21 protein-coding genes are annotated in these 22,729 nt (G+C 70.5%); 8 read left to right on the top strand and 13 right to left on the bottom strand.

Annotation, left to right across the window (positions count from 1 at the left end; all coding sequences use genetic code 11):
- Positions 1–222 precede the first annotated feature (222 nt).
- From ABEA67_RS01560 to ABEA67_RS01545, 4 genes are all read left to right on the top strand, one after another.
- Positions 223–1,104, top strand: coding sequence for an EamA family transporter (locus tag ABEA67_RS01560; RefSeq protein WP_425557150.1), 882 nt, complete (start codon positions 223–225; stop codon positions 1,102–1,104).
- 9 nt (positions 1,105–1,113) lie between these two features.
- Positions 1,114–2,109, top strand: a complete 996-nt coding sequence (locus tag ABEA67_RS01555) for an MBL fold metallo-hydrolase (RefSeq protein WP_345459837.1) — start codon at positions 1,114–1,116, stop codon at positions 2,107–2,109.
- A gap of 15 nt (positions 2,110–2,124) precedes the next feature.
- Positions 2,125–2,925: a histidinol-phosphatase HisJ family protein gene (locus ABEA67_RS01550; protein ID WP_345459834.1), complete on the top strand. Its 801-nt coding sequence runs from the start codon at positions 2,125–2,127 to the stop codon at positions 2,923–2,925.
- Positions 2,926–3,007: 82 nt separating this feature from the next.
- On the top strand, positions 3,008–4,720 hold the full coding sequence (locus ABEA67_RS01545; RefSeq protein ID WP_345461770.1) for a helix-hairpin-helix domain-containing protein: 1,713 nt from the start codon (positions 3,008–3,010) through the stop codon (positions 4,718–4,720).
- A 518-nt stretch (positions 4,721–5,238) separates the two neighbouring features.
- Here the strand turns inward: ABEA67_RS01545 and ABEA67_RS01540 are convergent.
- On the bottom strand, positions 5,239–6,411 hold the full coding sequence (locus tag ABEA67_RS01540) for an MFS transporter (RefSeq protein WP_345459831.1): 1,173 nt from the start codon (positions 6,409–6,411) through the stop codon (positions 5,239–5,241).
- A gap of 273 nt (positions 6,412–6,684) precedes the next feature.
- Here ABEA67_RS01540 and ABEA67_RS01535 point away from each other — a divergent pair, with 273 nt between their 5' ends.
- Positions 6,685–7,185, top strand: coding sequence for a hypothetical protein (locus tag ABEA67_RS01535; RefSeq protein ID WP_345459828.1), 501 nt, complete (start codon positions 6,685–6,687; stop codon positions 7,183–7,185).
- Between the two features lie 110 nt (positions 7,186–7,295).
- Here the strand turns inward: ABEA67_RS01535 and ABEA67_RS01530 are convergent, their stop codons facing one another.
- The 5 genes from ABEA67_RS01530 to purM form a co-directional block, all read right to left on the bottom strand.
- The gene (locus ABEA67_RS01530; protein WP_345459825.1) at positions 7,296–7,817 is read right to left on the bottom strand and encodes an isoprenylcysteine carboxyl methyltransferase family protein; all 522 of its coding nucleotides are present in this window, start codon (positions 7,815–7,817) and stop codon (positions 7,296–7,298) included.
- Positions 7,814–8,632: a hypothetical protein gene (locus tag ABEA67_RS01525; protein WP_345459822.1), complete on the bottom strand. Its 819-nt coding sequence runs from the start codon at positions 8,630–8,632 to the stop codon at positions 7,814–7,816. Before ABEA67_RS01525 ends, ABEA67_RS01530 begins: the two co-directional genes overlap by 4 nt.
- Positions 8,633–8,656: 24 nt before the next feature.
- Positions 8,657–9,595: a methylmalonyl Co-A mutase-associated GTPase MeaB gene (gene meaB / locus ABEA67_RS01520; RefSeq protein WP_345459819.1), complete on the bottom strand. Its 939-nt coding sequence runs from the start codon at positions 9,593–9,595 to the stop codon at positions 8,657–8,659.
- A 97-nt stretch (positions 9,596–9,692) separates the two neighbouring features.
- Positions 9,693–10,406, bottom strand: coding sequence for a histidine phosphatase family protein (locus tag ABEA67_RS01515; protein ID WP_345459816.1), 714 nt, complete (start codon positions 10,404–10,406; stop codon positions 9,693–9,695).
- Entirely contained in the window at positions 10,403–11,479 is a 1,077-nt protein-coding gene (purM, locus tag ABEA67_RS01510) for a phosphoribosylformylglycinamidine cyclo-ligase (RefSeq protein WP_345459814.1), read from the bottom strand. Before purM ends, ABEA67_RS01515 begins: the two co-directional genes overlap by 4 nt.
- A gap of 154 nt (positions 11,480–11,633) precedes the next feature.
- Here purM and ABEA67_RS01505 point away from each other — a divergent pair, with 154 nt between their 5' ends.
- Positions 11,634–12,623, top strand: coding sequence for a polyprenyl synthetase family protein (locus ABEA67_RS01505; protein WP_345459811.1), 990 nt, complete (start codon positions 11,634–11,636; stop codon positions 12,621–12,623).
- A gap of 77 nt (positions 12,624–12,700) precedes the next feature.
- On the opposite strand, the gene ABEA67_RS01500 is transcribed toward ABEA67_RS01505, so the two are convergent.
- Positions 12,701–13,495: an N-formylglutamate amidohydrolase gene (locus ABEA67_RS01500; protein ID WP_345459808.1), complete on the bottom strand. Its 795-nt coding sequence runs from the start codon at positions 13,493–13,495 to the stop codon at positions 12,701–12,703.
- A 144-nt stretch (positions 13,496–13,639) separates the two neighbouring features.
- On the opposite strand from ABEA67_RS01500, the gene recF reads away from it, so the two are divergent.
- Together recF and ABEA67_RS01490 are read left to right on the top strand one after the other, a co-directional pair.
- Positions 13,640–14,722 (top strand): DNA replication/repair protein RecF, encoded by a 1,083-nt coding sequence (gene recF / locus ABEA67_RS01495; protein ID WP_345459805.1) that lies wholly within the window; start codon positions 13,640–13,642, stop codon positions 14,720–14,722.
- A 99-nt stretch (positions 14,723–14,821) separates the two neighbouring features.
- Positions 14,822–15,697, top strand: coding sequence for a DciA family protein (locus ABEA67_RS01490; RefSeq protein ID WP_345459802.1), 876 nt, complete (start codon positions 14,822–14,824; stop codon positions 15,695–15,697).
- A gap of 18 nt (positions 15,698–15,715) precedes the next feature.
- On the opposite strand, the gene ABEA67_RS01485 is transcribed toward ABEA67_RS01490, so the two are convergent.
- The 6 genes from ABEA67_RS01485 to ABEA67_RS01460 form a co-directional block, all read right to left on the bottom strand.
- On the bottom strand, positions 15,716–16,903 hold the full coding sequence (locus ABEA67_RS01485) for a class I SAM-dependent methyltransferase (protein WP_425557136.1): 1,188 nt from the start codon (positions 16,901–16,903) through the stop codon (positions 15,716–15,718).
- A gap of 24 nt (positions 16,904–16,927) precedes the next feature.
- The gene (locus tag ABEA67_RS01480; protein WP_345459796.1) at positions 16,928–18,094 is read right to left on the bottom strand and encodes a phenylacetate--CoA ligase family protein; all 1,167 of its coding nucleotides are present in this window, start codon (positions 18,092–18,094) and stop codon (positions 16,928–16,930) included.
- A 270-nt stretch (positions 18,095–18,364) separates the two neighbouring features.
- Positions 18,365–19,213, bottom strand: a complete 849-nt coding sequence (locus tag ABEA67_RS01475; protein WP_345459793.1) for an ABC transporter ATP-binding protein — start codon at positions 19,211–19,213, stop codon at positions 18,365–18,367.
- A gap of 62 nt (positions 19,214–19,275) precedes the next feature.
- Positions 19,276–20,463: an ABC transporter substrate-binding protein gene (locus tag ABEA67_RS01470; protein WP_345459790.1), complete on the bottom strand. Its 1,188-nt coding sequence runs from the start codon at positions 20,461–20,463 to the stop codon at positions 19,276–19,278.
- A 169-nt stretch (positions 20,464–20,632) separates the two neighbouring features.
- Positions 20,633–21,706, bottom strand: coding sequence for a branched-chain amino acid ABC transporter permease (locus tag ABEA67_RS01465; protein ID WP_345459787.1), 1,074 nt, complete (start codon positions 21,704–21,706; stop codon positions 20,633–20,635).
- Between the two features lie 84 nt (positions 21,707–21,790).
- The gene (locus ABEA67_RS01460) at positions 21,791–22,687 is read right to left on the bottom strand and encodes a branched-chain amino acid ABC transporter permease (protein ID WP_345459784.1); all 897 of its coding nucleotides are present in this window, start codon (positions 22,685–22,687) and stop codon (positions 21,791–21,793) included.
- Positions 22,688–22,729: the final 42 nt, after the last annotated feature.

The following is a 22,729-nucleotide window of genomic DNA, read 5'->3' as shown; positions in this document are numbered from 1 at the left end:
GGGCAGCGTTTCCGGCGTGAGGAGTGCAGGTTTATTCGCTGCGTTCGCCTGGGCCTGTTGCGACTGTTCTGCCTGAGCTGACGTACTGGAGGAGTGGGCAGCATGAGTCATAGAGCATGAGTATACGGAAAAGAGAGTAAAGATGCAGGATGACCCTGTCCCGTATCGCTGCACGCGCTTCAACGGTCGGGCGTACACTCCGGACCGATGCCGCCTTCTGCCCTGCCCGCCCGGAGCCTGCTGCTCGCGCTGCTGATCACCTTTATCTGGGGCGTGAACTTCGTGGTGATCAAGTGGTCGGTGGCGGGGGCGTCGCCGCTGCTGGTCGCCGCGCTGCGCTTCGCGGTGGCCGCCTTTCCCGCCGTCTTCTTCGTGCCGCGCCCGCAGGTTCCGGCGCGGATTCTGTGGGGATACGGGCTGGCGGTCGGGGTCGTGCAGTTCGGGCTGCTGTACCTGGCCGTGCAGCTCGGCATGAGCGCGGGTGTGGCCTCACTGCTGATGCAGACGCAGGCCTTTTTCACGGCGCTGCTGGCCGCCCGCTTTCTGGGCGAGCGCATCACGCCGCCGCAGATGCTGGGGATGACGCTGGCCTTCGGGGGCATGGCCCTGATTGGCCTGGCCGCAGGTGGGGACGTGACGCTGGTGGGGCTGCTGCTCACGCTGGTCGCGGCGCTGGGGTGGGCGTTCAGCAACCTGCTGGTGCGGGCGTCGGGCGGGGCGAACGCCTTTGCGCTGGTGATCTGGAGCAGCCTGATCGCGCCCCTGCCCCTCACGCTGCTGGCGGGGCTGACGGCGGGGTGGGGGTCGGTGGTTCACACCCTCACCACGTCGGGCTGGGCGTTCTGGGCGGCAGTGCTGTTCATGGGGCTGGGGAACACGGTGCTGGGCTTCGGCGTGTGGAGCCTGCTGATTCAGCGGCACGGGGCCTCCCGCGTCGCGCCCCTCTCGCTGCTGGTGCCCGTGTTCGGGATGCTGGCGAGCGCCGTCTTCTACCACGAGGGTTTTCCGTTCCTGAAGCTGCTGGGGGCGGGGCTGGTGTTCGGCGGGCTGGTGCTGCATGTGCTGGGAGGGCGGATGCGCCCGGTCCTCTCCCCCGCCGACTAAGCTGCGTCCATGCTCAAGGCAGAGGTTCTGGGTCGTCCCGCCGAAGACAACGCCCTGTGGGTCAGTGCCGACAGCGGCCAGGGGCAGACGCGGCTGCTGTTGGACTGCGGCGAGGACACGCTGGACGCGCTGCCGCTGAGCGAGGTTCAGGCCGTAGACCACCTGCTGTTCTCGCACCTGCACATGGACCACGTGGCGGGGTTCGACACCTTCTTCCGCGCCAACTTTGACCGGACGGGCCGCGAAAACCACATCTGGGGACCGCCGGGCACCGCCCGCATCCTCTGGCACCGCTTTCAGGGCTACTGGTGGAACTATGCGCCGGAGCTGCACGCGACCTGGCATGTGCATGACGTGGACGGGCGGGAGGTCCGCACCTTCCGCTTCGAGGCGCGCGAGGCGTTCGAGGTGATGCATGAGGAGGGGACGCGCCCGCTGCACGGCCCCCTGCTCACCACCGCCGAGGCCAGTGTGGAGGCCATCCCCCTGGGGCATCACGGCCTGAGCCTGGGCTACGTGGTCCGCGAGCCGGAGCGGGTGGCAGTGGACCCGGCGCAGCTCGCCGCGCTGGGTCTGAAGGGTGGCCCCTGGCTCGCACAGCTCAAGGCGGGGGCGACCGGCCTGCTAGATGTTCACGGCACGCCCCTCGACGCGGGCGAACTGGCCGCACGTCTCCTCCGGCGGCAGACCGGGCAGAGCCTCGCCTACCTGACCGACTTCCTGCTGGACGAGGCCGAGCAGGGCAGGCTCGCGCCGCTGCTGGCGGGGGTGGGCACCCTCTACGCCGAGGCGCAGTACACGCCGGAGGACGCGGCCCTGGCAGCGCGGCACCAGCACACGACCGTGACGCAGGTGGCATCGCTGGCGCGGGCGGCGGGGGTGCGGGAGTTGTGCCTGCTGCACCTCTCACGCCGCTATGGACCGGGGCGCTGGCCGGAGCTGCTGGGGGCGGCACGGTCCATCTTTCCCGGCACGCGCTTTCCGGCGGGGTGGCTGGAGGAGTGACGTACCCTGTTCCCCATGACCTCACGCCCCCCTCTCAGCAAGCACTGGGACTCTCACCTGCACACGCCGCTGTGCGGGCACGCGAGCGGGCAGCCGCGCGAGTACGCGCAGGCGGCGCTGGACGCGGGCCTGGCGGGCCTGTGCTTCACCGACCACATGCCGATGCCCGCGTGGTACGACGCGCCCTGGCGGATGCGGCTGGATCAGCTCGCGGAATACGTGGACACCGTGCGCGGGGTGCAGGCCGAGTTTGCCGGGCGGCTGGAGGTGCGCCTGGGGCTGGAGGCCGACTTTCACCCCGGCACCGAGCGGTTCGTGGAGCGGGTGCTGGGGGCACACGAGTGGGATTACGTCCTCGGGAGCGTCCACTACCTCGGCGCGTGGGGCTTCGACAATCCCGAATTCGTGGCCGAGTACGAGGACCGGGACCTGGCCGGCCTGTACCGCGACTACTACGCGCTGGTGGAGGGGGCAGCGCGGTCGGGCCTCTTCGACAGCATCGGGCACCTGGACCTGCCCAAGAAGTTCGGACACCGCGACCCGGAGAATGGGGCAGCGTGGCGCGCGCTGGACGTGGTGGCCGAGTGCGGCCTCGCGCTGGACTTCAACACGGCGGGCTGGCGCAAGCCGGTGGCCGAGGCGTACCCCTCGCCGGGGCTGACGCGCGCCGCCGCCGAGCGCGGCATTCCCTTCGTGCTGGGCAGCGACGCGCATTCTCCGCAGGAGGTCGGCTTCCGCTTCAGCGAGGCCCTGCGGCAGCTTGGGGACGTGGGCGGGCAGGTCGTGACCTACGCGGGGAGGGTGCGCCGTGGCTGAGAAGGATTCCGGGGCGTCCGCCCCCGAGAGAAGCGGTGGGACGGCCGGGCACTCTACCGGACTGTCCCCGAGCGGCGCGGCTCTGCCTGAAGTCACCCGCAAGCAGCTCGTGGGGGCGCTGAACACCACCGCCGACCTGCTGGACGTGCTGGGGCAGGAGCCTTTTCGCGCCAATGCCTACCGCGGCGCGGCCCGCAGCCTGGAAGCGACCGAGACGCCGGTCGCGGACCTCGTGGCAGCAGGCTTTGCCGGAGTGCCGAAAGTCGGAAAGGCCATCGCCGCCGACCTCACCGCTTACGCCACCACGGGCCTCTTCGCGCCGCTGGAGGACGCCGCGAGTCAGGTCGAACCCGGCGTGCTGGGCCTCTTCCGCGTGCGGGGTCTGGGGCCGAAAAAGATTCGTGCCCTGTGGGACGCGGGCATCGACTCCCTGGAAGGGCTGCGCGAGGCGGCGCAGGACGGGCGGGTGGCAGCGCTGAAGGGCTTCGGCCCCAAAAGTGCGGCGACTATTCTGGAAGCGGTGGAGTTCACGCTGGCCGCGCAGGACCGCCAGCACCTCTCGACCGGGCTGGACGTGGCAGAGACGCTGGCGGGCTGGCTGGACGGGCTGGAGGCGCGGCCAGCCGGGGACGCGCGGCGCGGCCTGGAAACGGTGCGCGTGGCCCGCGTGACGGTCACCGGGACCGCCGAGGACGTGACGGCCCGGCTGGCCGGGCGGGTGGACGACCTCGCCCCGGTGGACCCCAAGCCCCTGCTCGGCGGGCGGGTGGACGGTGTGCCCGTCGAAATCGCCTATGCCCCCGCCGGGGCACGCGGCGCGCTCGACCTGATGATGGGCGGCAGCACCGGGTACCGCGAGTCTCTCCGCGCCAAGGCGAAAGCGCGGGGCTTCGACCTCAGCGGGCGGGGACTGAAGCGGGAAGGCACCCTCCTCCCCACACCGACCGAAGCGGACGTGCTGCGCGAACTGGGCCTGCCCCTGCGCCCCGCCGAGTACCGCGACCCCGAACACGACGAGGTCTGGGAGACGCTGCCCCCGCCCGCCGAGCTGGTCACCGTGGCCGACCTGAAAGGGCTGCTGCACACCCACTCGGTCTGGTCCGACGGCGCGGCGACCCTGCCGGAAATGGTGGAGGAGGCGGTGCGGCTGGGCGGCGCGGCTGGCGGGACCTTCCTGGGCACCGGGGACCACTCCCGCGCCGCGCACTACGCCAACGGCATGAGCCTGGAGCGCTTGCGGGCCTACGTGCGCGAAATCCGCGAGTTGCAGCGGGCGGGCCTGCCCATCTTGGCGGGAGCCGAGGTGGACATCCTCGAAGACGGCTCGCTGGACTACCCCGACGAGGACCTGCTGACCCTGGATTACGTGGTGGCGAGCGTCCACAGCCACTTCACCCTGGACCGGGAACGGCAGACCGCGCGGCTGGTGCGGGCCGTGTCGCACCCCCTCGTCACCCTGCTGGGCCACCCCACGGGCCGCCTGGTGCTGCGCCGCCCCGGTTACGCCCTCGACCTGGACGCGGTGCTGGCTGCTGCTGCCGAGGCAGGCACCGTCGTCGAAATCAACGCCAACCCCGCCCGCCTCGACCTCGACTGGCGCGAGACCCTGCGCTGGCGCGACCGCCTGACCTTCGCCATCAACACCGACGCCCACGTCCCCGCCGGGCTGGGAGACACCCGCTACGGTGTGGCGGTCGCCCGCAAAGCGGGCCTGACCCCTAGCCAGGTCGTGAACACGCTGGGCCAGCAGGAGTTTCTGGCGTTCGTGGGGCGGCAGCGGGCAGCAAGGGGGTAAGGGGCGGCCAGCGACCAGCCGCCAGCATGGGAAAGCAAACGCTCTCGCTCCCCTGTCTGTCTTTTCAAACTTTGGAGCCGACGCCCAGGTCCCACTCTTCAAGTGGGCAGGCCTGGAAGACGAGCCGTTCGGGCCGCCAGGCCCGAGGCCGCCCGGTGGGCAGAGCATGGCGACCAGCGGGAAACCGGGGCGAAGCCTGGCAAGCCTTCCAACGCAAGGAACCCCCTTGCCTAGCGCAGCGCCGCTCCCCCCTCCACCAAGAGAAGAGACACGTCAACAAGCCTGGCGTCAACGCGCGGGCCGCCCCGCGCGGCGGAGACGTCCCCCGGTGGGGGGTAGGGGGGGCGGGGGGAAGCTCGCTACAAGATGCCCTGCCCCCCAAACCCCCTCCCTCATACCAACTTGCTCTGATTCCAGAACATCCGGACAAACCACCGGATGTTCTTCCATCGCCGCAAGCCGGTCTTTTCTTCTTCTCGCTCTGCTCGGGTTCGTCTACGACTCACCTGAAGTTGATATCACTCCTCCCCGAACGCCACCTTCCGAGGCTCCGGCAGCCGGTACGCAATCACCGCACTCGGAATCAGAAGCGTCAGACTCGCCAGCGCCGCGATGGTGAGCGTACTCGCATCCGCCAGCGCCCCGACCAGAAACACCAGCAACCCCGCAAACCCCCACGAGAACCCCATCATGATCGAGCTGGCGACCGCCACATGCCCCGGCGCGTACTCCTGCGCGGCGACCACACCGACCGGGATGCTGGCATTGACCGCCGCCCCCACCAGAAAGGTGAGGGGATAGAACCACCAGTTCGCCGGGCTGGACATGATCAGCAGCGCAAAGGGCGGAATCGTGCTGAGGATGGCCGAGCGCAGCACCGGCACCCGCCCGTAACGGTCGCTGGCCCGCCCGCCGACAATCCCGCCGACGGCGCTGGCGACGGCATAGACGGCCAGCGTGATGCCGACCTCGCGCATCCCGAAACCCCGGTCCTTGAGGATGAAGGGCAGCATGGCGTTGTAGCCCATGCTGGCGAGCGAGCGCAGCACGGCCATGCCCCACAGCCACACCAGCGGCCCCTGGAAGATCCGGGCATACTCGGCCAGCGAGGTGCGGCGGCCTCCCGCATGGCTGGAAGGCGTGACGGCAAAGGTGATGACGGCCAGAACGGCCCCGATCAGGGCGAACCAGGGCAGGTGCGTGAGGCCCACGCCCGCGAAGACCGGCCCCAGCGCCATGCCCGCCGTGCCGCCCGCGCTAAAGAGGCTGGCCCATAACCCCCGCTTCTGCGGCGGGCTGTTCAGGGCGACGTAGGCTGCGCCCGCCGGGTGAAAGAAGCCGCTGCCGAAGCCCGCCACCGCGACCAGCAGCATCAGCGCCCCGAACCAGGGCACGAAGCCCATCAGCGTGAGGCCCAGCCCGGTCATCAGGGGGCCGAGGGCGGCGGCGTAGCGGCGGTCCACCCGCTCGCCCAGGATGCCCAGCAGGGGTTGCAGCACGCTGCTGGTGAGGCTGTACACGCTGGAAAGCAGGGTCACGGCGGCGATACTCACGCCGAACTTGCCCTGCAAGGCGGGCGTCAGGGGCGTGAGCATCGCGCCGTAAGCGTCGTTGATGAAGTGACCGGCCGTGACCGCCACGGCGATGGCGGTGGCGTGGCGGGCGGCGACCTGGGCAGAGACGGCTTGCATCGGGTTCACCCTACGCCTCTGGCCCCTGTCGGGCAGGGGGTGTCCGGATGGGCAGGCCACAGGCAGAAGGCAGCGTGCTGGGGGTCAAGGGGTCAGGGAGTCGAGGTGCCGAGAAAAGACAATGGAGAACCTCGACTTCTGGCCTCCCACTAACCACTTCCCACTCACCCCTCAATTCACACCCGCCCCGCTTACGCCTGCGCTATCGCCCTCCCCAACCGGGGGTGAGACATGGGGGCATGACGTGAAGTTTCTAACAGAGTACGCTGGGGTATGAAACTTGCCTTCCGGGAGACTGTCGCCGCCGCCCTCCCCTCTGCGGAGCAGCTCCGGGCCAGGCTGGACGCGCTGCCGGGAGGTGACTGGTCCGAACTGGCCGCGCTGTTTTCCGCTGGCCTGCCCGAACTCGACGCCGTCGTGGCCCTGCCGGGAGGAGAACTTCTGGCCCGCGCCCTGGCCCATGACCGGGGCATCCCCCTGCTGGAGGGGCTGAGCGCAGCGACCGGCACGGCCGTCTCCCCACCCGGCGAGGTTGCGCTGGTGACGGGCTATCTGACAGACGGCCTGGCGGAGCTGGAGGCCCTGCTGCGGGCCGAGGGTCAGGGCCTGCGGGTGCGGGTGGTCGCGGCGGCCATCGAATGCACGAACGCGCCGGGCCGCACCCGGCTGGAACTTCAGGACATGCGCGTGCTGGCCGCCGTCCAACTGGCCGACACGCCGGAAGGCCTGGCCTTTGAACGCCGTATCCCCCACCCCTGGCCCAGGGTGTCTTGAAGCACTCGCCCTAAGAATCCGCATGGAGTTGGGCGGCTGTTTTTCCCTCTTCCACCGGGGGAGAGGACCTTGCGAAGCGAGGGGTCAGGGGTCTTTTCACCCCAAATGCTCTAGCCCTCGGCCTCCCGGTACGCCCGCAGCGCCCGTTCTTCGGCGGGGAGGCGGAGCAGCAGGAGCAGGGCCGCGTTCAGCACGCTATAGGCCAGCGCGGTGCGCCACGCGCCGACCGCCAGCGGACCCGCCGCCATCTCCAGCGCCACCACCGCATAATTGGGGTGCCGCAGATACCGGAAGGGACCGCCCGTCACGCGCTCACCGCCGGGCACGATCAGGATCTTGGTGTTCCAGTAGTGGCCCAGGGTGCGAATCACCCACGCGCGCAGCGGCTGCGCCAGTACAAAGAGCGCCAGCGCCAGCACATTCACCCGCCCGCGCGACCGGCGACCCTCCAGCAGCAGGCTGAGCATCCAGGCCGGGTGCAGCACGAAGAAGAGGGGGTAGTGTTCCTGGCCGTATTCCACCGCGCCGCGCTCACGCGCCCAGCGTTCGTTGGCCCGCGCCACCCGCAGTTCGAGGAGCCGCTGCACGGTCAGGAAGGCGAAGAGGAGGGGAGCGAGGGTGCGGGCCTTCATGCGCGGGCCTCGCCTCCCCCGGCAATCTTGAGCAGATGAACCTGAACACCTGCCGGGGCAAGTTCCAGGGTCAGCAGGACTGGGCCTTCCCGCCCCTGTACCAGCACCTCGGCCCGGTTCCCGGCAACATGGCGATGCAGAATAGGCCCTTCCTGCCCCTCCAGTTGGGCAGCGAACTGAGTCAGGAGTGCCGGGAATTCACTGCCGGTCACGAGGGCAGCTTCCTGCCGCACGTCGCCGCCACCCTGCCAATCTACCCGCGCCCCCACTGGTGCAAGCAGCGTGGGAAGGGCCAGCGAGTCCTCCGCCGTGTTCACGTTCAGACCTTGCAGGTGATCCAGTTGTCTGGGGTCCCTGTCCTGCACGCCCAGCCACACCTGGGTCACGCCCTCCGCCTCACGCGCCGCCAGCGTCAGGGTACGGCCCTGCTTAGGGTGGACGCCCTCCCACTGCTCGCGCACCGCCTCTACGATGGCCTGGCGGTGCATCTGCGAGGGCCGCCAGCCCTGGCGCAACAACGACTGCGTCAGTTCCCACATTACCTGAACCAGCGGCAGGGGCACATCCAGAAATACCCGCCACATCAGATATTCGGGAGACAGCTCTGGTGCTGAGCGGCGGTAATAAAACGTCCACCGTGGCGCTACCGAACGAATCCCCCCCAGCACCTGCATTCCCGCCCACTCCGGCAGCGTGATCGGGAAATCCGTCGGCAAGGCCCCTGGCGTCACCACCACGTCGGCGGGGTCGCCCTCCCGCCCGAAGCCCAGGGCGCGGCGCAGGAAGTCGGCGTCCAGCGTGATCCGTTCGCTCATCCGCCCCAGCCTACACGCCCCGGCTTACGCCTCCGCCAGCAGCGCGTCGGCGGCGGCGTCCGCGTCAAGTTCGCCGCGGGCGACACGGGCGTACAGGTCGCCGCTCATCCCGCGCGCCCGCTTCAGCACGCGGTCCTGCACCAGCGTCCGCACCTCGAACTCGGCGCGGCGGGTGCGGCGCTCGCGCAGGCCGGCCTCGCCCAGGAAGGCGCGGTGGGCCAGCACCGCGTCCACGATCTTGTCGATGCCCTCGCCCTTTGCGGCGATGGTGCGGCGAACGGGCGCGAGCCAGGTGTGCTCGTCGTGCCGGCCCAGGCCCTGGGCAGCCATCAGTTCGCGGACCGTGCGGTCCGCGCCGGGCAGGTCGGCCTTGTTCACGGCGATCACGTCGGCGATTTCCATGATCCCGGCCTTAAAGGCCTGCACGCCGTCGCCCCCGGCGGGCGTCAGCACCAGCAGGGTGTGGTCGCAGGCGGCGGCCACGTCCACCTCCGACTGGCCCACGCCGACCGTTTCCAGAATCACCCAATCGAAGCTCGCACCCTCCAGCAGCGCCAGCACCTGCATCGTGCGCGCCGACAGGCCACCCAGCGCGCCCCGGCTGGCGAGCGAGCGCACGAACACGCCCGCGTCGGCGTGATGGCGCAGCATCCGGATACGGTCCCCCAGGATCGCGCCGCCCGAATAGGGGCTGCTGGGGTCCACCGCCAGCACCGCTACCCGTTTGCCCTGCCCCCGCAGAAACGTGATCAGCGCGTCGGTCAGGGTGCTCTTGCCGCTGCCGGGGCTGCCGGTCACGCCCAGCACGACGGTGCCGCCCGGCCCGCGCGAGGCCGCGAGTTCACGTGCCGCCCGCAGCAGGGGCCGCGCGGCGGACAGACCACTTTCCGCGAGGGTGATGGCGCGGGCCAGGGCGCGGGGGTCCCCGGCACGGAAGCGGGCTTCGAGGGTTGGCGCAGTCATCTGGGGTCAGGGTAACAGGACGGGGTATGGGGGAAGCGGTGCGCGGTGCGCGGGAAAAGAGGTTCTCCTGCGCACCGCACACCGCTTCCCGCGCACTTCACGTCGCTTGCCCCAGCACGTCGTCCGCCTCGGTGGCCTCGATCAGGTTCTCCAGGTGGGCGTCGTCGTTGAAGCCCAGCAGGGTGCCGCTGCGCTCGCCCAGCAGCACGCGGGTGATGGAGGTGTTGGTGACGCTCAGGCGTGCCCAGGCATTGCCCGAGATGCCCCCCAGCGCGAGGCCGACCGCGACCCGGACCACGCCGCCGTGCGTGAAGACCAGCACCCGGCCGCCGGGGTGACGGGCACGCAGGCGCTCGAAGGCCGCGCCGCAGCGGGCGAACAGGTCGGCCATGCTCTCCCCGCCGGGGCGGCGGGTGGCCCAGGGGTCGGCGCGCAGGTCGCGCAGGTAGTCCGGGTACCGCGCCTCGATATCGGCCAGCACCAGCCCGCTGAGTTCGCCCACGTCAATCTCGCGCAGGCCGGGGTCGGGCTGCACGGTGGGGTGGCCGCTCAGGCGCTCGGCCACGATCTCGGCGGTCTGGGAGGCGCGGGCCAGGTCGCTGGAATACACGGCGTCGAAGTGCTGCCCGGTCAGCCGCTCGGCGAGGCTGGAGGCCTGGAGAATCCCCACATGGCTGAGCGGCACGTCGGTCTGCCCCTGGTAGCGCCCGTCGGCGTTCCAGGTGCTCTCGCCGTGCCGCACCACCCAGAACTCGGTGGCCGACCGGCGGTCGGGGGGCACGAACCCCGTCGGCGGACGCCCGCGGCTCAAGAAGCGGCTCCCTCCCCGAACGTCACGCCCTCGCCCGGCACCATCTCGCCGAGAACCCAGGGCGTCTCACCCGCCTCCCGCAGGGCCGCCAGAGCCACCTCCCGCTGCGCGGCGGGCACGATGAACAGGAACCCCACGCCCATGTTCAACGCCCGGAAGGCCTCGTGCCGCCCGACCTGCGCCTGCCGAACAATCAGCTCGAAGAGGGGCGGGACGATCCACGATCCCGTGTCCACCCGCATGCCGATGCCGGCCGGGAAGACGCGGGGCGGATTGTCCACCAGCCCGCCGCCCGTGATGTGCGCCATGCCGCGCAGGTCCACCCCGGCCCCTTCGAGGGCGTCGAAGGCCGCCACGTAGGCGCGGTGCGGCTCGACCAGCAGGTCTTCGAGCCGCCCGCCGCCCAGGTCGGCCCGCTCCTCCTGCCAGTCCAGCTCGCCCAGGGCCAGGCGCGCGAGGCTGTAGCCGTTGGTATGTAGCCCGCTGCTGGGCAGGGCGATCACGGCGTCACCGGCCTCGATGCGCGAGCCGTCCACCAGTTTCGGCCGGTCCACCGCGCCCACGATGGTACCCACGATATCGAGTTCGCCCTCCACGTACACGCCGGGCATCTCGGCCGTCTCGCCGCCCAGCAGGGCCACGCCCAGCGCCTCACAGGCCCCGGCCGCGCCCGTGACCACCTCGGCCACCCGTTCAGGGCTGAGCTGGCCCATCGCCACGTAATCGAGGAAAAACAGCGGGCGCGCCCCCTGTACCAGGATGTCGTTCACGCAGTGGTTGACGATGTCGGCTCCCAGGCCGCCGAAGCGCCCGGTCCGCACCGCCACCTTGGTCTTGGTGCCCACGCCGTCGGTGGAGGCGACCAGAACGGGGTCCTGCATCCCGGAAAACTCGGGGCGGAAGAGGCCGCCGAAGCCGCCGATGCCGCCCAGCACGTGCCGGTTGTGGGTGCGGGCCACGGCCCCCTTCATCAGGCTGACGGCACGGTGCCCCGCCTCGATGCTCACGCCCGCGCGCTCGTAGGCGGACGGCTCCTGCGACTGGGCGCTGTCGGCCCGTTTGCTGTACGTCATGTTCCTCCCGGAAAAGACCACCGCGCCGGGGGTCCGCAGGGCAGTTTACCCGACTTGTCCGGCTTTCAGGGAGGCGTCCGGTGATGCCGGCTGCGGGCCGGGTCCGGGCCGAGAACTGCGCCCTGCTCCCCCGCCCCGGCTAGACTGCCTCCCGATGCGCCCCGACCTGCTTGACCGCGTGCTGTCGCTGCTGCCCGCCCAGGGCGACCGCCCGGAACTGACCGACTTCGCGGCCATGCTCCGCGACTACCCGCAGCGCGGCGGCAAGGGCATCCGCAGCGAGTTGCTGCTGGCCTCGGCGCGGGCGCACGGGGCCGGGCCGGGCACGCCCGCGTGGGAGGGGGCGCTGTGGCTCGCCGCCGCCCTCGAACTCTTCCAGAACTGGGTGCTGATTCACGACGACATCGAGGACGACTCCGAGGAGCGCCGGGGCCGCCCCGCCCTACACCGCCTGCACGGGGTTCCGGTCGCCATCAACGTGGGAGACGCGCTGCACGCCTACATGTGGGCCGCCGTTCACCGCGCGGGCGTGCCGGGCGGCATGGAGGAGTTCCTGACCATGATTCACCGCACGGCGGAGGGCCAGCACCTCGACCTGACCTGGGTGCAGCGCCGCGAGTGGAGCCTGGGCGAGGCCGACTATCTGGAGATGGTGCGCCTGAAAACCGCGTACTACACCGTGGTCGTGCCGCTGCGGCTGGGGGCGCTGGCGGCGGGGGCCACGCCGGACGAGCGCTTTACGGCGGCGGGCCTCGCGCTCGGGGCCGCCTTCCAGATCCGCGACGACGTGCTGAACCTGGCGGGCGACCCCGTGAAGTACGGCAAGGAGATCGGCGGCGACCTGCTGGAGGGCAAGCGCACCCTGATCGTGCTGCACTGGCTCGCCCACGCGCCGGAGGAGCAGAAGCGCGTCTTTCTGGACCAGATGCGCCGTGACCGGGCCGACAAGGACGGGGCGGCCATCGCAGACATCCACCGCTGGCTGCTGGAAAGCGGGAGCATCGAGGACGCGCAGACCTACGCCGACAGGCAGGCACGGGAAGGACTTGCCCTGCTGACGGAGGCGCTGAAGGACGCCCCCGACCAGACCGCCGCACGCGAGCTGCTGGGGCAGATGCGGGGACTGGCGACGCGGGAGGCGTGAGGGGAGGCGGGGCGCGGTACGCGGTACGCAGGAAAAGAGGGCCTTTCCCGCGCACCGTGTCCTGCGTACCGCCTCCCCTACCCCCCCACCAGCCCCAGCGCCGCGTCCGCGAAGTGCTCGAAAGCGTGGGCCAGCGCGCGGATGCTTTCCGGCCTCGGCTCGCCTTCCTTGGTGAGGTAGAGGGCCACGTTGATTTCCAGGCCGAAGGCGGGAATCCCCGTGCGGGCGTTCCAGCGGGCGCTGAGGGTGTCGGTAGTCCAGGGGTCGCCCACCGCCACGCGGGTAAGGTCGCCGGTCAGGACCGGGGCGAAAGCGTCGGCGCAGGCGGCTTGCAGGGCGTCCCAGCGGTCATGGGGAAAGGTGGGGGCGCGCCGCGTGCCGGGCATCAGCGTGAGGGCGGGGCGGGGGGTGCCGGTGTCCGGGCCGAGCACCGGGCCGCGCGAGGCCATCGCGTGCCCCACGATCATCAGCGCCGCGCCGCTCAATTCCCGGCCCACCTGCGCGTCAAAGGCGTCCCAGATGCGCCGCAGCCGGGCCTCCCGGCGCTCCGGCGTCAGGGTGAAGCCCGCCGGGTAGAGGGGCCGCCGCGCGAAATCGGTGAGCTTCAGCACACCGTTGTCGGCGCGGTCGTCCCGGTCGCGGTTCAGGTCGGCGGCAAAGCGGCTCCACGGCGCTTGCAGATACCGCGCCCCCGCCGCCGCGTAGATCAGGTCCGTGTACGGGTCCCCCTCCATAAAGAGGCGCGTCAGCAAAGCCGCCCGCTTCACGGGGTCGAAGGCATCCTCCCCCAGCATCTCCCGCAACACGTCGGCGGGCAGCGCCCCGGACGGGTGCGGCGTAAGGATGAGGAGGCGGTCGCGATCGGGGGTCATGGGGAGGATGGTACGCGGGACGCGGGAGGCGGGAGGCGGGACGCGGGAACGGCCCTGGTCTTTTCCCGCGCACCGCGTACCGCGCACCGCCTCCCTCCCCCAACTGCATCCCACGCACCCCCGCCGCCCCTCCCCGCCGGTAGAATGTCAGGTGTGCAGCTCTCGTCCCTCTCCACCCTGAACTACCGGAATCTCGCGCCGGGAACGCTCAGTTTCCCGCCCGGCGTGACGGGTGTGTTCGGGGAGAACGGGGCGGGCAAGACGAATCTGTTGGAGGCGGCGTACCTGGCCCTGACGGGCCTGACGGATGTGACGCGGCTGGAGCACCTGATTCAGTCGGGCGAGAAGGAAGCCTACGTGCGGGCCGACGTGCAGCAGGGCGGCAGCCTCAGCATTCAGGAGGTGGGGCTGGGGCGCGGGCGGCGGCAGCTCAAGGTGGACGGGGTGCGGGCGAAGACGGGCGACCTGCCGCGCGGCAGCGCCGTGTGGATTCGCCCAGAGGACAGCGAACTGGTGTTCGGCCCCCCGGCGGGGCGGCGGGCGTATCTCGACGCGTTGCTCTCGCGCCTGAGCGCGCGCTACGGGCAGCAGCTCGCCCGCTACGAGCGCACCGTGTCGCAGCGCAACGCGGCACTCAGGGCCGGGGAGGACTGGGCCATGCACGTCTGGGACGAGCAGCTCGTGCGGCTGGGCACCGAGATCATGCAGGTCCGTCGCCGCGCCCTGACCCGCCTGGGCGAACTCGCGCGGGAGGCGAACGCCCACCTGGGCAGCCGCAAACCGCTCACGCTCACGCTCACCGAGTCCACCACGCCCGAAACCTATGCGCACGACCTGGCCGCCCGCCGCGCGGAGGAACTCGCGCGCGGGTCCACCGTCACCGGCCCACACCGCGACGACCTCACGCTGACGCTAGGCGAGTTCCCGGCGAGCGAGTACGCCAGCCGCGGCGAGGGCCGCACGATCGCCCTGGCCCTGCGCCGCGCCGAACTCGAACTGCTCGCTGAGAAGTTCGGGGAAAAGCCCGTGCTCCTGATCGACGACTTCACGGCGGAACTCGACCCCGGCCGCCGCAGCTTCCTGCTCGACCTCGCTGGCAGCGTCCCCCAGGCCATCGTGACCGGCACCGAACGTGCCCCCGGCGCGGCGCTGACGCTGCGGGCACACGCGGGCCGCTTCACGGAGGAGAGCCAAGTGGCGGAGGCGGCGGTGGGGGTGGGGGCGTGAAGAGGTCAGTGGTCAGTGGTCAGTGGTTAGTGGGCCAGTCGCCTCTGTTTTCCACTCACCACTCACCACTTCCCACTTACGGGCCAGAGGCCCACCACCATGAGTAACCCCCGCCGTCTAGGCGGCCCCCGCAACGTCTCCGAGCTGATGGGGGCGACGCTGGGCACGGCGCGGCTGGCGAGGGGCGTGCAGCGGGCGCGGGCCATTCTGGCGTGGCCGCAGGCGGTGGGGCCGGAAATCGCGCGGCTGACCCGGCCACGCTCGCAGCAGGGCGGGACGCTCTTTGTGGAGGTGCGCGACAGCGCGACCGCGCACCACCTCACCCTCCAGCGGCATCACTTCCTGAAGAGCCTGAACACCCTGCTGGGCGAGGAACGGGTCACCGAGATTCGCTTCAGCGTGGGCCAGATTCGCGTGCCCGCGCCGATCCCGCAGGTGGCCCCCCTGCCCGCTCCCGACCGGGCGCGGGCGCGGGAGCTGGTGCGGAACGTGGACGGCGACCTGAGGGACGTGGCCCTGAAAGCCGCCGAGGCCATCACCCGCGCCCGGCGCTGGCGCGAGGAACAGGGCTGGCGGCCCTGCCCGGTGTGCGGGGAGGCCAGCCGGGAGCAGCCCTGCCGCGCCTGCGCCCTGACCCTGGAAGACCCCAACGTGAAACGGGCGGCCCGGACGCTGACGCGCACGCCCGAGCGCCTACCCGCCCTGCCTGCCCTGCTGGGCGACAGCGGCACGAACGCGGCCCGCTTCCTGGCGCTGGAACTCCTCGAAGGCCAGCTCGACCTGCTGGCGCTGGAATGCGTTCGCAGCGGCCCACCTGGCAATCCGGAGGAGGGCTACCGGGCCTTTCTCGCGCAGCAGGCCGAGGTGTACCTGGCCCTCACGCACCGCCGGCCCCGCAGCACGCTGGGCCAGGAGGACCGCGCCGCCCTGCCCGAACGGGTGCGGCAGGTGCTGGGGGCGGGGCCGCTCCGCTGACCCCCAGCCTGCCGGCCCTCAGCCCGCCCGTGTGGCCGCCAGTACCTTGAAGCCCTCCCCCCGCCGCAGCTCGCGCACCTCACCGAGCGCGCGCAGGGGCGTCTCGTAGGGGAGCGGCTCGTTGGCGACGAGGTACAGCGTCCCGCCGGGGTTCAGGCGGCGCGCGGCGGCCGCGATGAACTCGCGCGCCACATCCAGCACCACGCCGCGCCCGACGTGAAAGGGCGGGTTGGTGAGCATCACGTCGAAGGTGCGTTCACCCAGCGCTGCGTCCACGTCGCTGTGAAGGACCTCGCCGGGCAGGCCATTGGCGGCCAGGGTGGCCTGGGCGCTGCGGACGCTCTGTAGGTCGCCGTCCACCAGCGTGGCCTGTGCGCCGCGGCGGGCGGCCCACGCGCCGATCAGGCCGGTGCCGGTGCCCAGGTCGAGCACGCGCCGGCCAGTCAGGTCCGGCTCGCCGAGCGTTTCCAGCAGCAGCGTGGTCGCCCGGTCGGGCCGCGTGGCACTGAAGACGCCGGGGAGGCCCACCACCTGCACGCCGAACGCCTCGTAGCCTTCGGGGTCGGGAAAGGCGGGGGTGGGGCCGGGGCGGCGCACGAGTTTCGCCACGCGCATGCCGCCGTCGCGGGCGACCGTCTCCCCCGTTCCGAAGGCTGCCCCGGCGGCGCGCACGTAGCGGTCGAAGCCCTTGTCGCGGTCCCCGGCGAGGTATAGCGTCCCGCCGGGCGGCGTGCAGGCGTGTGCCCAGGCGACCTGCGCGAAGGCGTAGGCGTTGCCCCGGTCCCCGGCCAGCACCAGCGCGACCGTCCGCGCCCGCTCGGGCCAGCGCCCCTGCAGGTCGTCGCCCGGCACCGCCGCGAGGGCGTCCAGCCCCGCCGCTTCCAGCACCGCCAGGGCCGCCGCCGACCCCTCCACCGCCCGCAGCGTCACGCCCGGCAGGCTGGCGAGCAGGCCGCCCATCGCGGTGAGGTCCAGCACCTCGCCCCGCACGCGGTCCTTGCGCAGGGTCTGCGCCAGAAGGGCCTGGGCCGCGTCCACCCCCGGGAAGCCGCGCACGCCCGGCTTGGTGAGGGCGTGCAGGCCCTCCAGCCGCCGGCCCAGAACCGCGGGCCGCACGTCGAAGTATGTTCCGGCTTCCGCCTGCCGAGGCTCCTGACGCCCCGCCGGGCGGCTCACCCTGATTTTCTGCTTGCCCCTACCAGTCACGCCTCACAGAGTGGCACACGGCGGTCAGGTCCGCTCGTCCACCACGCCCCGGCCCTCATGGGCGGCGTCGAGCGTCAGCGCGTCGAGCTTCACGGCGAAACGGCGCTGGAAGTCCGCCTGCACGGCCTCCAGCCCGTCCCTCGGCCCGTCCTGGCCCTCGCCCCGCACGGTCAGGCCCACCCGGTCGGCCCCGCCCCGCGACCACAGGCAGAGCGTGTGCTGCGTGTGGTCCAGGCCGTGCCCGGCCAGCCAGAACGCCACCTCGCGCGGAAACAGCTTGACGCCCTTCACTTTCAGCATCCCGCCCACGTTGCCGAACACGCCGTCCGGCAGGAACGTGCCGTCCTCCCGCCGTTCCAGCCGGGTCAGGTCGCCGGTGCGAAAGCGCAGCAGGGGCATGGCCTCCTTGCCCAGGTGCGTGACGACCAGTTCGCCGCGCTCGCCGTCGGGCACGGGCTGCCCGGTTTCGGGGTCGAGGACTTCCACGAACACCCAGTCGGACAGCACCCGCAGGCCGTTCTGCTCGGGGGGTTCCAGGGCAATCAGCCCCGCCTCGCTGGTCGCGTAGCAATCCAGGGCGGTGCAGCCGAGCGCGGCCTGCACCCGCTCCCGGCGGCCCGCAATGGACGTGAACGGCTCGCCTGCCGCAATAAGCAGCTCCACCTGCGCGCCCGCCTCGCCCAGCCGCTGCGCGAAACTCGGCGCGCTGACCAGCACGCGCACGCCCAGCCGCGTCAGGGTTTCCAGTTGCGCCTCCGACTCGCCCGGCCCGAAGGGAATGGTCTTCGCGCCCAGCGTTTCCAGGCCGTCTTGCATCAGCCAGCCGCCCGCGAAACGGTGGTAGCCGAAGGCGACCTGCACGTGGTCCCGGGGCCGGATGCCCGCCCGCGCGAAAGCCGCCGCCCCGGCCCGCCCGTGGGCCTCCACGTCCGCCCGCGTGGCGTACTCCGGCAGCCACCCGCCGCCCGGATGCGGGGTGAGGTGAACGCGCACGGCGTCCGGGTGCAGGAGTTCGCCCGCCGCCCACGCCCCGGTCAGGCGCTCGCGGGTGAGCAGCGGCACGTCCCGCCAGTCGGTGTCATCAGGGACGCTTGCCAGCGCCTCCCGGTAGAGGGGCAGGGCGCGCAGGCGGGCGAGGAGCGCGGGGGCATCTGGGGGGGCGAGGGCGGAGGTTGCCAGCGTGTTCGTCATGCGCTCACCTGCATTCGGGAACGAGGTGGGGCAGGCTGCGCCTGCCACCCCCCTCCCCAGCCCTCCCCCGCAAGGGGGGAGGGAGAAAGAGTTCTTTGCCCACTCCCCACAGCCCACTCCGGGCGGGCAGTGCCTCATACGGATTCCGTCCAATTCCTGAACAGTCGGGAGGGCACCGACTGTTCATCCATCTCCCGAAATCCGCCCTTGTTCCTTCTCCCTCTGGTCGGATTTCCGGGTGTTTTCAACACCCTTCAATCGGAATCCGTATCACATCCAGCGTTTGCGCCGCTTGTAGCTCTTCACGTCGCGGAAGCTCTTGCGCTGGCCGTGTTCGGTCACGCCCAGGTAGAACTCCTTCACGTCGGGGTTGCTGGCAAGCGCCGCGCTCTCGCCTTCCAGCACGATGCGCCCGCCTTCCATCACGTAGCCGTAGTCGCTGTTGCGCAGGGCCACGTTCGCGTTCTGCTCGACGACCAGGACGCCCAGACCCTCCTCGCGGTTGATGCGGCGCACGTTCGCGAAGATTTCCTGCACCAGCAGCGGCGCGAGGCCCAGGGAAGGCTCGTCGAGCAGGAGGACTTTCGGGTGCGCCATCAGCGCGCGGCCAATCGCCAGCATCTGCTGTTCGCCGCCCGAGGTGTACCCCGCCTGCCGCGAGCGCAGCATCCGCAATTTGGGGAAGTAGGTGTAGATGCGCTCCAGGTCGTTTCTCCAGTCGCCGCGCCCCAGGATGGCTCCGGCGCGCAGGTTCTCCTCGACCGAGAGGTGCTTGAACACCCGGCGGCCTTCCGGCACCTGCACGACCCCGGCCTTGACCACCTCCGAGCCGGGCAGGGCGCTGAGGACCCGGCCGCCGAAGGTCACGGTGCCTTCCCGGATCTTGCCGTTCTCGGGCTTCAGCAGGCCCGAGATGGCGCGCAGGGTGGTGGTCTTGCCCGCGCCGTTGGTGCCCAGCAGGGCGGTGACGCTGCCCGCACGAACGGTCAGGCTGACGCCGCGCAGCACCTGAATGATGTCGTGGTAGACGACCTCCACGTTGTTCACGGTCAGGTCGGCCGGGTTGGGGGCCGCCGTGACGGGCGGGGCGGCCGCGGGTTGAGGGGTGGCTAGGGTCAAGGGTGGAAACCTCCCTGAGGGGGAGGAGGGCAGCTTCACTTGCCACCCCCCTCGCAAGCGGCTTACCGCAGCGGGTGGACGAGCTGGAACATCTGGCTGCGCTGGCCGCCCGTGATCGCCTTGAAGTTGCCGGTCTTGTCGGCTTGCAGCAGGCGCAGGCTTTCCGCGCCCACGTGGTCCTTGGTGCTGAAGGTGACCGGGCCGACGGTAAAGCCGGGGTTGAAGGCGCGGCTGCCGTTCATGCTGGTGAGGCCCTTGTACAGCCCGGCGGCGCTGATGTCAGTCTTTGCGCGCTTCATGGCCTCCACGGCAATGGCGGCGGCGAGCATGCCGCTGGTGTAGTGGACGCTGCGGATGGTGTCGGCCTTGCGCCCGTACTGCGCGCCGATCTTCTTCACGAGCTGGATGCCGGGCCGGTCGCCCTCGTCGTACATGTAGTAGCTGGTGGCCCAGATGAAGTTCTCGGCAGCGTCCCCGGCCAGCTTGGTGAGGTCCTCGCCGCCCGTGTAGTGCGCCCCCATGAACTGCATCTTGCCCAGCAGCCCCAGGCGCTTGGCGTCCTTGAGGATGTTCGCCACCGGCCCGGCGGTGTTCTGGTTGATCACGTACTTCACGCCCTGCGACTCGAAGCGGCGCAGCATGGCCGCATTGTCCAGGTTGTTGCCGCCGACCTCCTGCACGTCCACGATCTTGAGGCCCAGGCGGTCGGCGGCCTTGCGCGCGTCCACCACCGGGTCACGCCCGAAGGGGCTGGGATTCACGACCAGCGCCACCTTCGCGCCGCGGTCCTTCTTGGCGACGTACTCCAGCAGCGCCACGATGTTCTCGCTGTAGGAGCTGACCGGCAGGAACATGTAACTGTTGTTCGGCGCGTCGATCAGCCCGATGTGGTAGCTCGCGGGGAGGGTCGGCACCTTCGTTTCCTCGATCACCCCCTTGAGTTGCAGGTTGCTGCCGGTCGAGTAACTCAGGAAGATGGGCGTGTTCAGGTTGCCCACGAAATCCTCGAAGTTGCGCTGGGTGTTCGCGTTGTTGTACTGGTCGTCGCGCACCACGCAGTTCAGCCGCACGCCCGGCAGCATGTTCTGCGCGTTCGCGTATTTGCAGTAATCCTCCACGCCCGCCGCGTAACTCGCCCCCGCGTCCGAGGTGGGGCCGGTAATCGCCCCCGACCACGCCAGGGTCACGGTCTTCTGCGCGGCGGCCAGCGAGAGGGAAACGAGGGCGGACAGGGCCAGGGCTTTCTTCATGGTGAACCTCCGAAGGGGAGTGGGGGGAGCGGGTAAGGAGCAGGTTGAAGGGTGAAGTTGGTGGGCGGGCCGCGTTCCTTCCGTTCCGCGGCGGTCGGGAAAACACCGACCGCCGCTGCACTACATGAACGCTCTTTCTGCGGCAACTCGCTTCGCTCGCGGGGCCGTTTCAGAACTTATACGGCCACTTCTTGAAGTACATCCGCGAAAGCCGCCACCAGTTGGCGAGGCCGCGCGGCTCGAACATCAGGAACAGCACGATAGTGAGGCCGAAGGCGAGGGGCCGCAGCGCCGTCGCCACGTCCACCCCCTCGGGAAAGAGGTTCTGCCCGCCCAGCCACTGGCTGAGAACCTCCATGCCACGGTCCAGCGCGACGATGAACAGCGGCCCCAGGAAGGCACCCGGCAGGCTACCCAGGCCACCCACAATCGCCATCGCCAGCAGTTGCACGCTGATATGCAGGCCGTAATCCTCGATCACGACGGCCTTCTGGAAGTAGGCGAAGAGGCCACCCGCGACGCCCGCGTAGAAGCTGCCCAGCAAAAAGGCGGTGAGCTTGGCGACGCCGGGGTGAATCCCCATCGCGGCGGCGGCGCGGTCGTTGTCGCGCACGGCGATCAGCGCGCGGCCGTACTTGGTCCGCAAGACGTTGCGCCACAGCAGCGCCATCAGCACCAGCACGGGCAGAATCAGGTAGTACCAGAAGCGGTTGTGGTTCAGGAAGGTATCGCGGATCCCGAACACCTGCACAGCCGGCAGGCTGATCGCCCCGCCCTGTTGCAGGAGCGGCAGGTGCCCCACCGTCCACTCGAAGATGATCTGGAAGGCCAGCGTAGCCACGGCGAGGTACAGATACTTCAGCCGCAGACTGGGCAGGCCCACGAAGGTGCCGATCAGGGCCGCCGCCACCCCGCCCAGTGGGATCGCCACAAAGAAGGGCAGGTTCAGCCGGGTAGCCGCGAGCGCCGTGGCATATGCGCCCACCCCCATGAACGCCGCCTGCCCGATGTTGATCAGGCCCGTGTAGCCGGTGGTGACGTTCAGGCCGATCACGGCCACCGCGTAGATCATGATCAGGTTCACGTCGCGCAGCAGCGTCTTGGGCAGCAGCAGCGGCAACGCCAGCAGCACCAGCACCAGCACGATCAGCGACAGTTGCTCGGCGGAGGTGGCGAAGATCGTCTGATCCTGCGCGTACCGCGTGCGGTAGTTGCCCGTCTGGGTAAAGCGGGAAGCGGGCATCAGGTGGCCCTCCGGGCCAGGCGGAAGGCGGAAGGCGGAAGGCCCAGTGCCCACCTCCAGCCCGCACCCTTGCCATCTGCCGTCTTAAACACGTTCAATCTCCTTCGTGCCGAACAACCCGTAGGGGCGAATCAGCAGCACGGCGATCAGGACGATGAAGGGAAACACCTCGCGGGTGCCGCCGCCCGGCACGATGGCGTCGAGATAGCCGGCCGAGAGGTTTTCCAGGATGCCGATCAGCATTCCGCCGACAATTGCCCCGATCACGCTGTCGAGGCCGCCGAGGATCACCACAGGAAAGACCTTCAGGCCGATGCCGGCCAGGCCGCCGAGGGTGAGGCCGCTCATCAGGCCGAGAATGACCCCGGCGGCGGCGGCGGTGAGGCCCGCGGCGGCCCAGGCGAGGGCAAAGACGCGCTCCACGCTGGTGCCGACGCTCATGGCGGCCATCTGATCGTCCGCGACGGCGCGCATGGTGATACCCAGGGTGGACTTGTTGAAGAAGTAGGTAAAGGCCCCCAGCAGACCCAGCGCGGCCAGCACCCCGGCGATCTGCGTGCGCGAGAGCGGTGTGCCGAACACCTCGATCCCCTGGCCGCTCAGGACGGCGGGCGTCTGGAAGCTGAAGCTGCCCGCACCGTAGGGCGTGAGGTGAATCAGGCCGTCGATGACGCTGCTCAGGCCGATGGTCACCATGATCACCGCGATGATCGGCTCGCCCACCATGCGGCGCAGGAACACCCGCTCGATCAGCATGCCCAGCAGGAAGGTGGCGAGCATGGCGATCAGGCCTGCCAGCCAGAAGTTCAGGCCCCGCTGCGTGAGGGCAAAGGCGATAAAGGCCCCGGTGGCGATGATCTGCCCGTGCGCGAAGTTGATGACCCGGCTGGACTTGTAGATCAGCACGAAGCCCAGCGCGGCCAGCGCGTAGATGCTGCCGATCACGATGCCGGCGAGAAGCAGTTGCGGGAGAAGGTCCACTCAGGCTCCTTTCGGGGGGGCGGCAGGCACCGCTGGCCCCAG

The sequence above is a fragment of the Deinococcus carri genome, assembly GCF_039545055.1.
Classification (GTDB): Bacteria; Deinococcota; Deinococci; order Deinococcales; family Deinococcaceae; genus Deinococcus; species Deinococcus carri.
The sequence above is the reverse complement of the archived record's forward strand: the minus strand, read 5'-3'. Positions and strand labels throughout refer to the sequence as shown.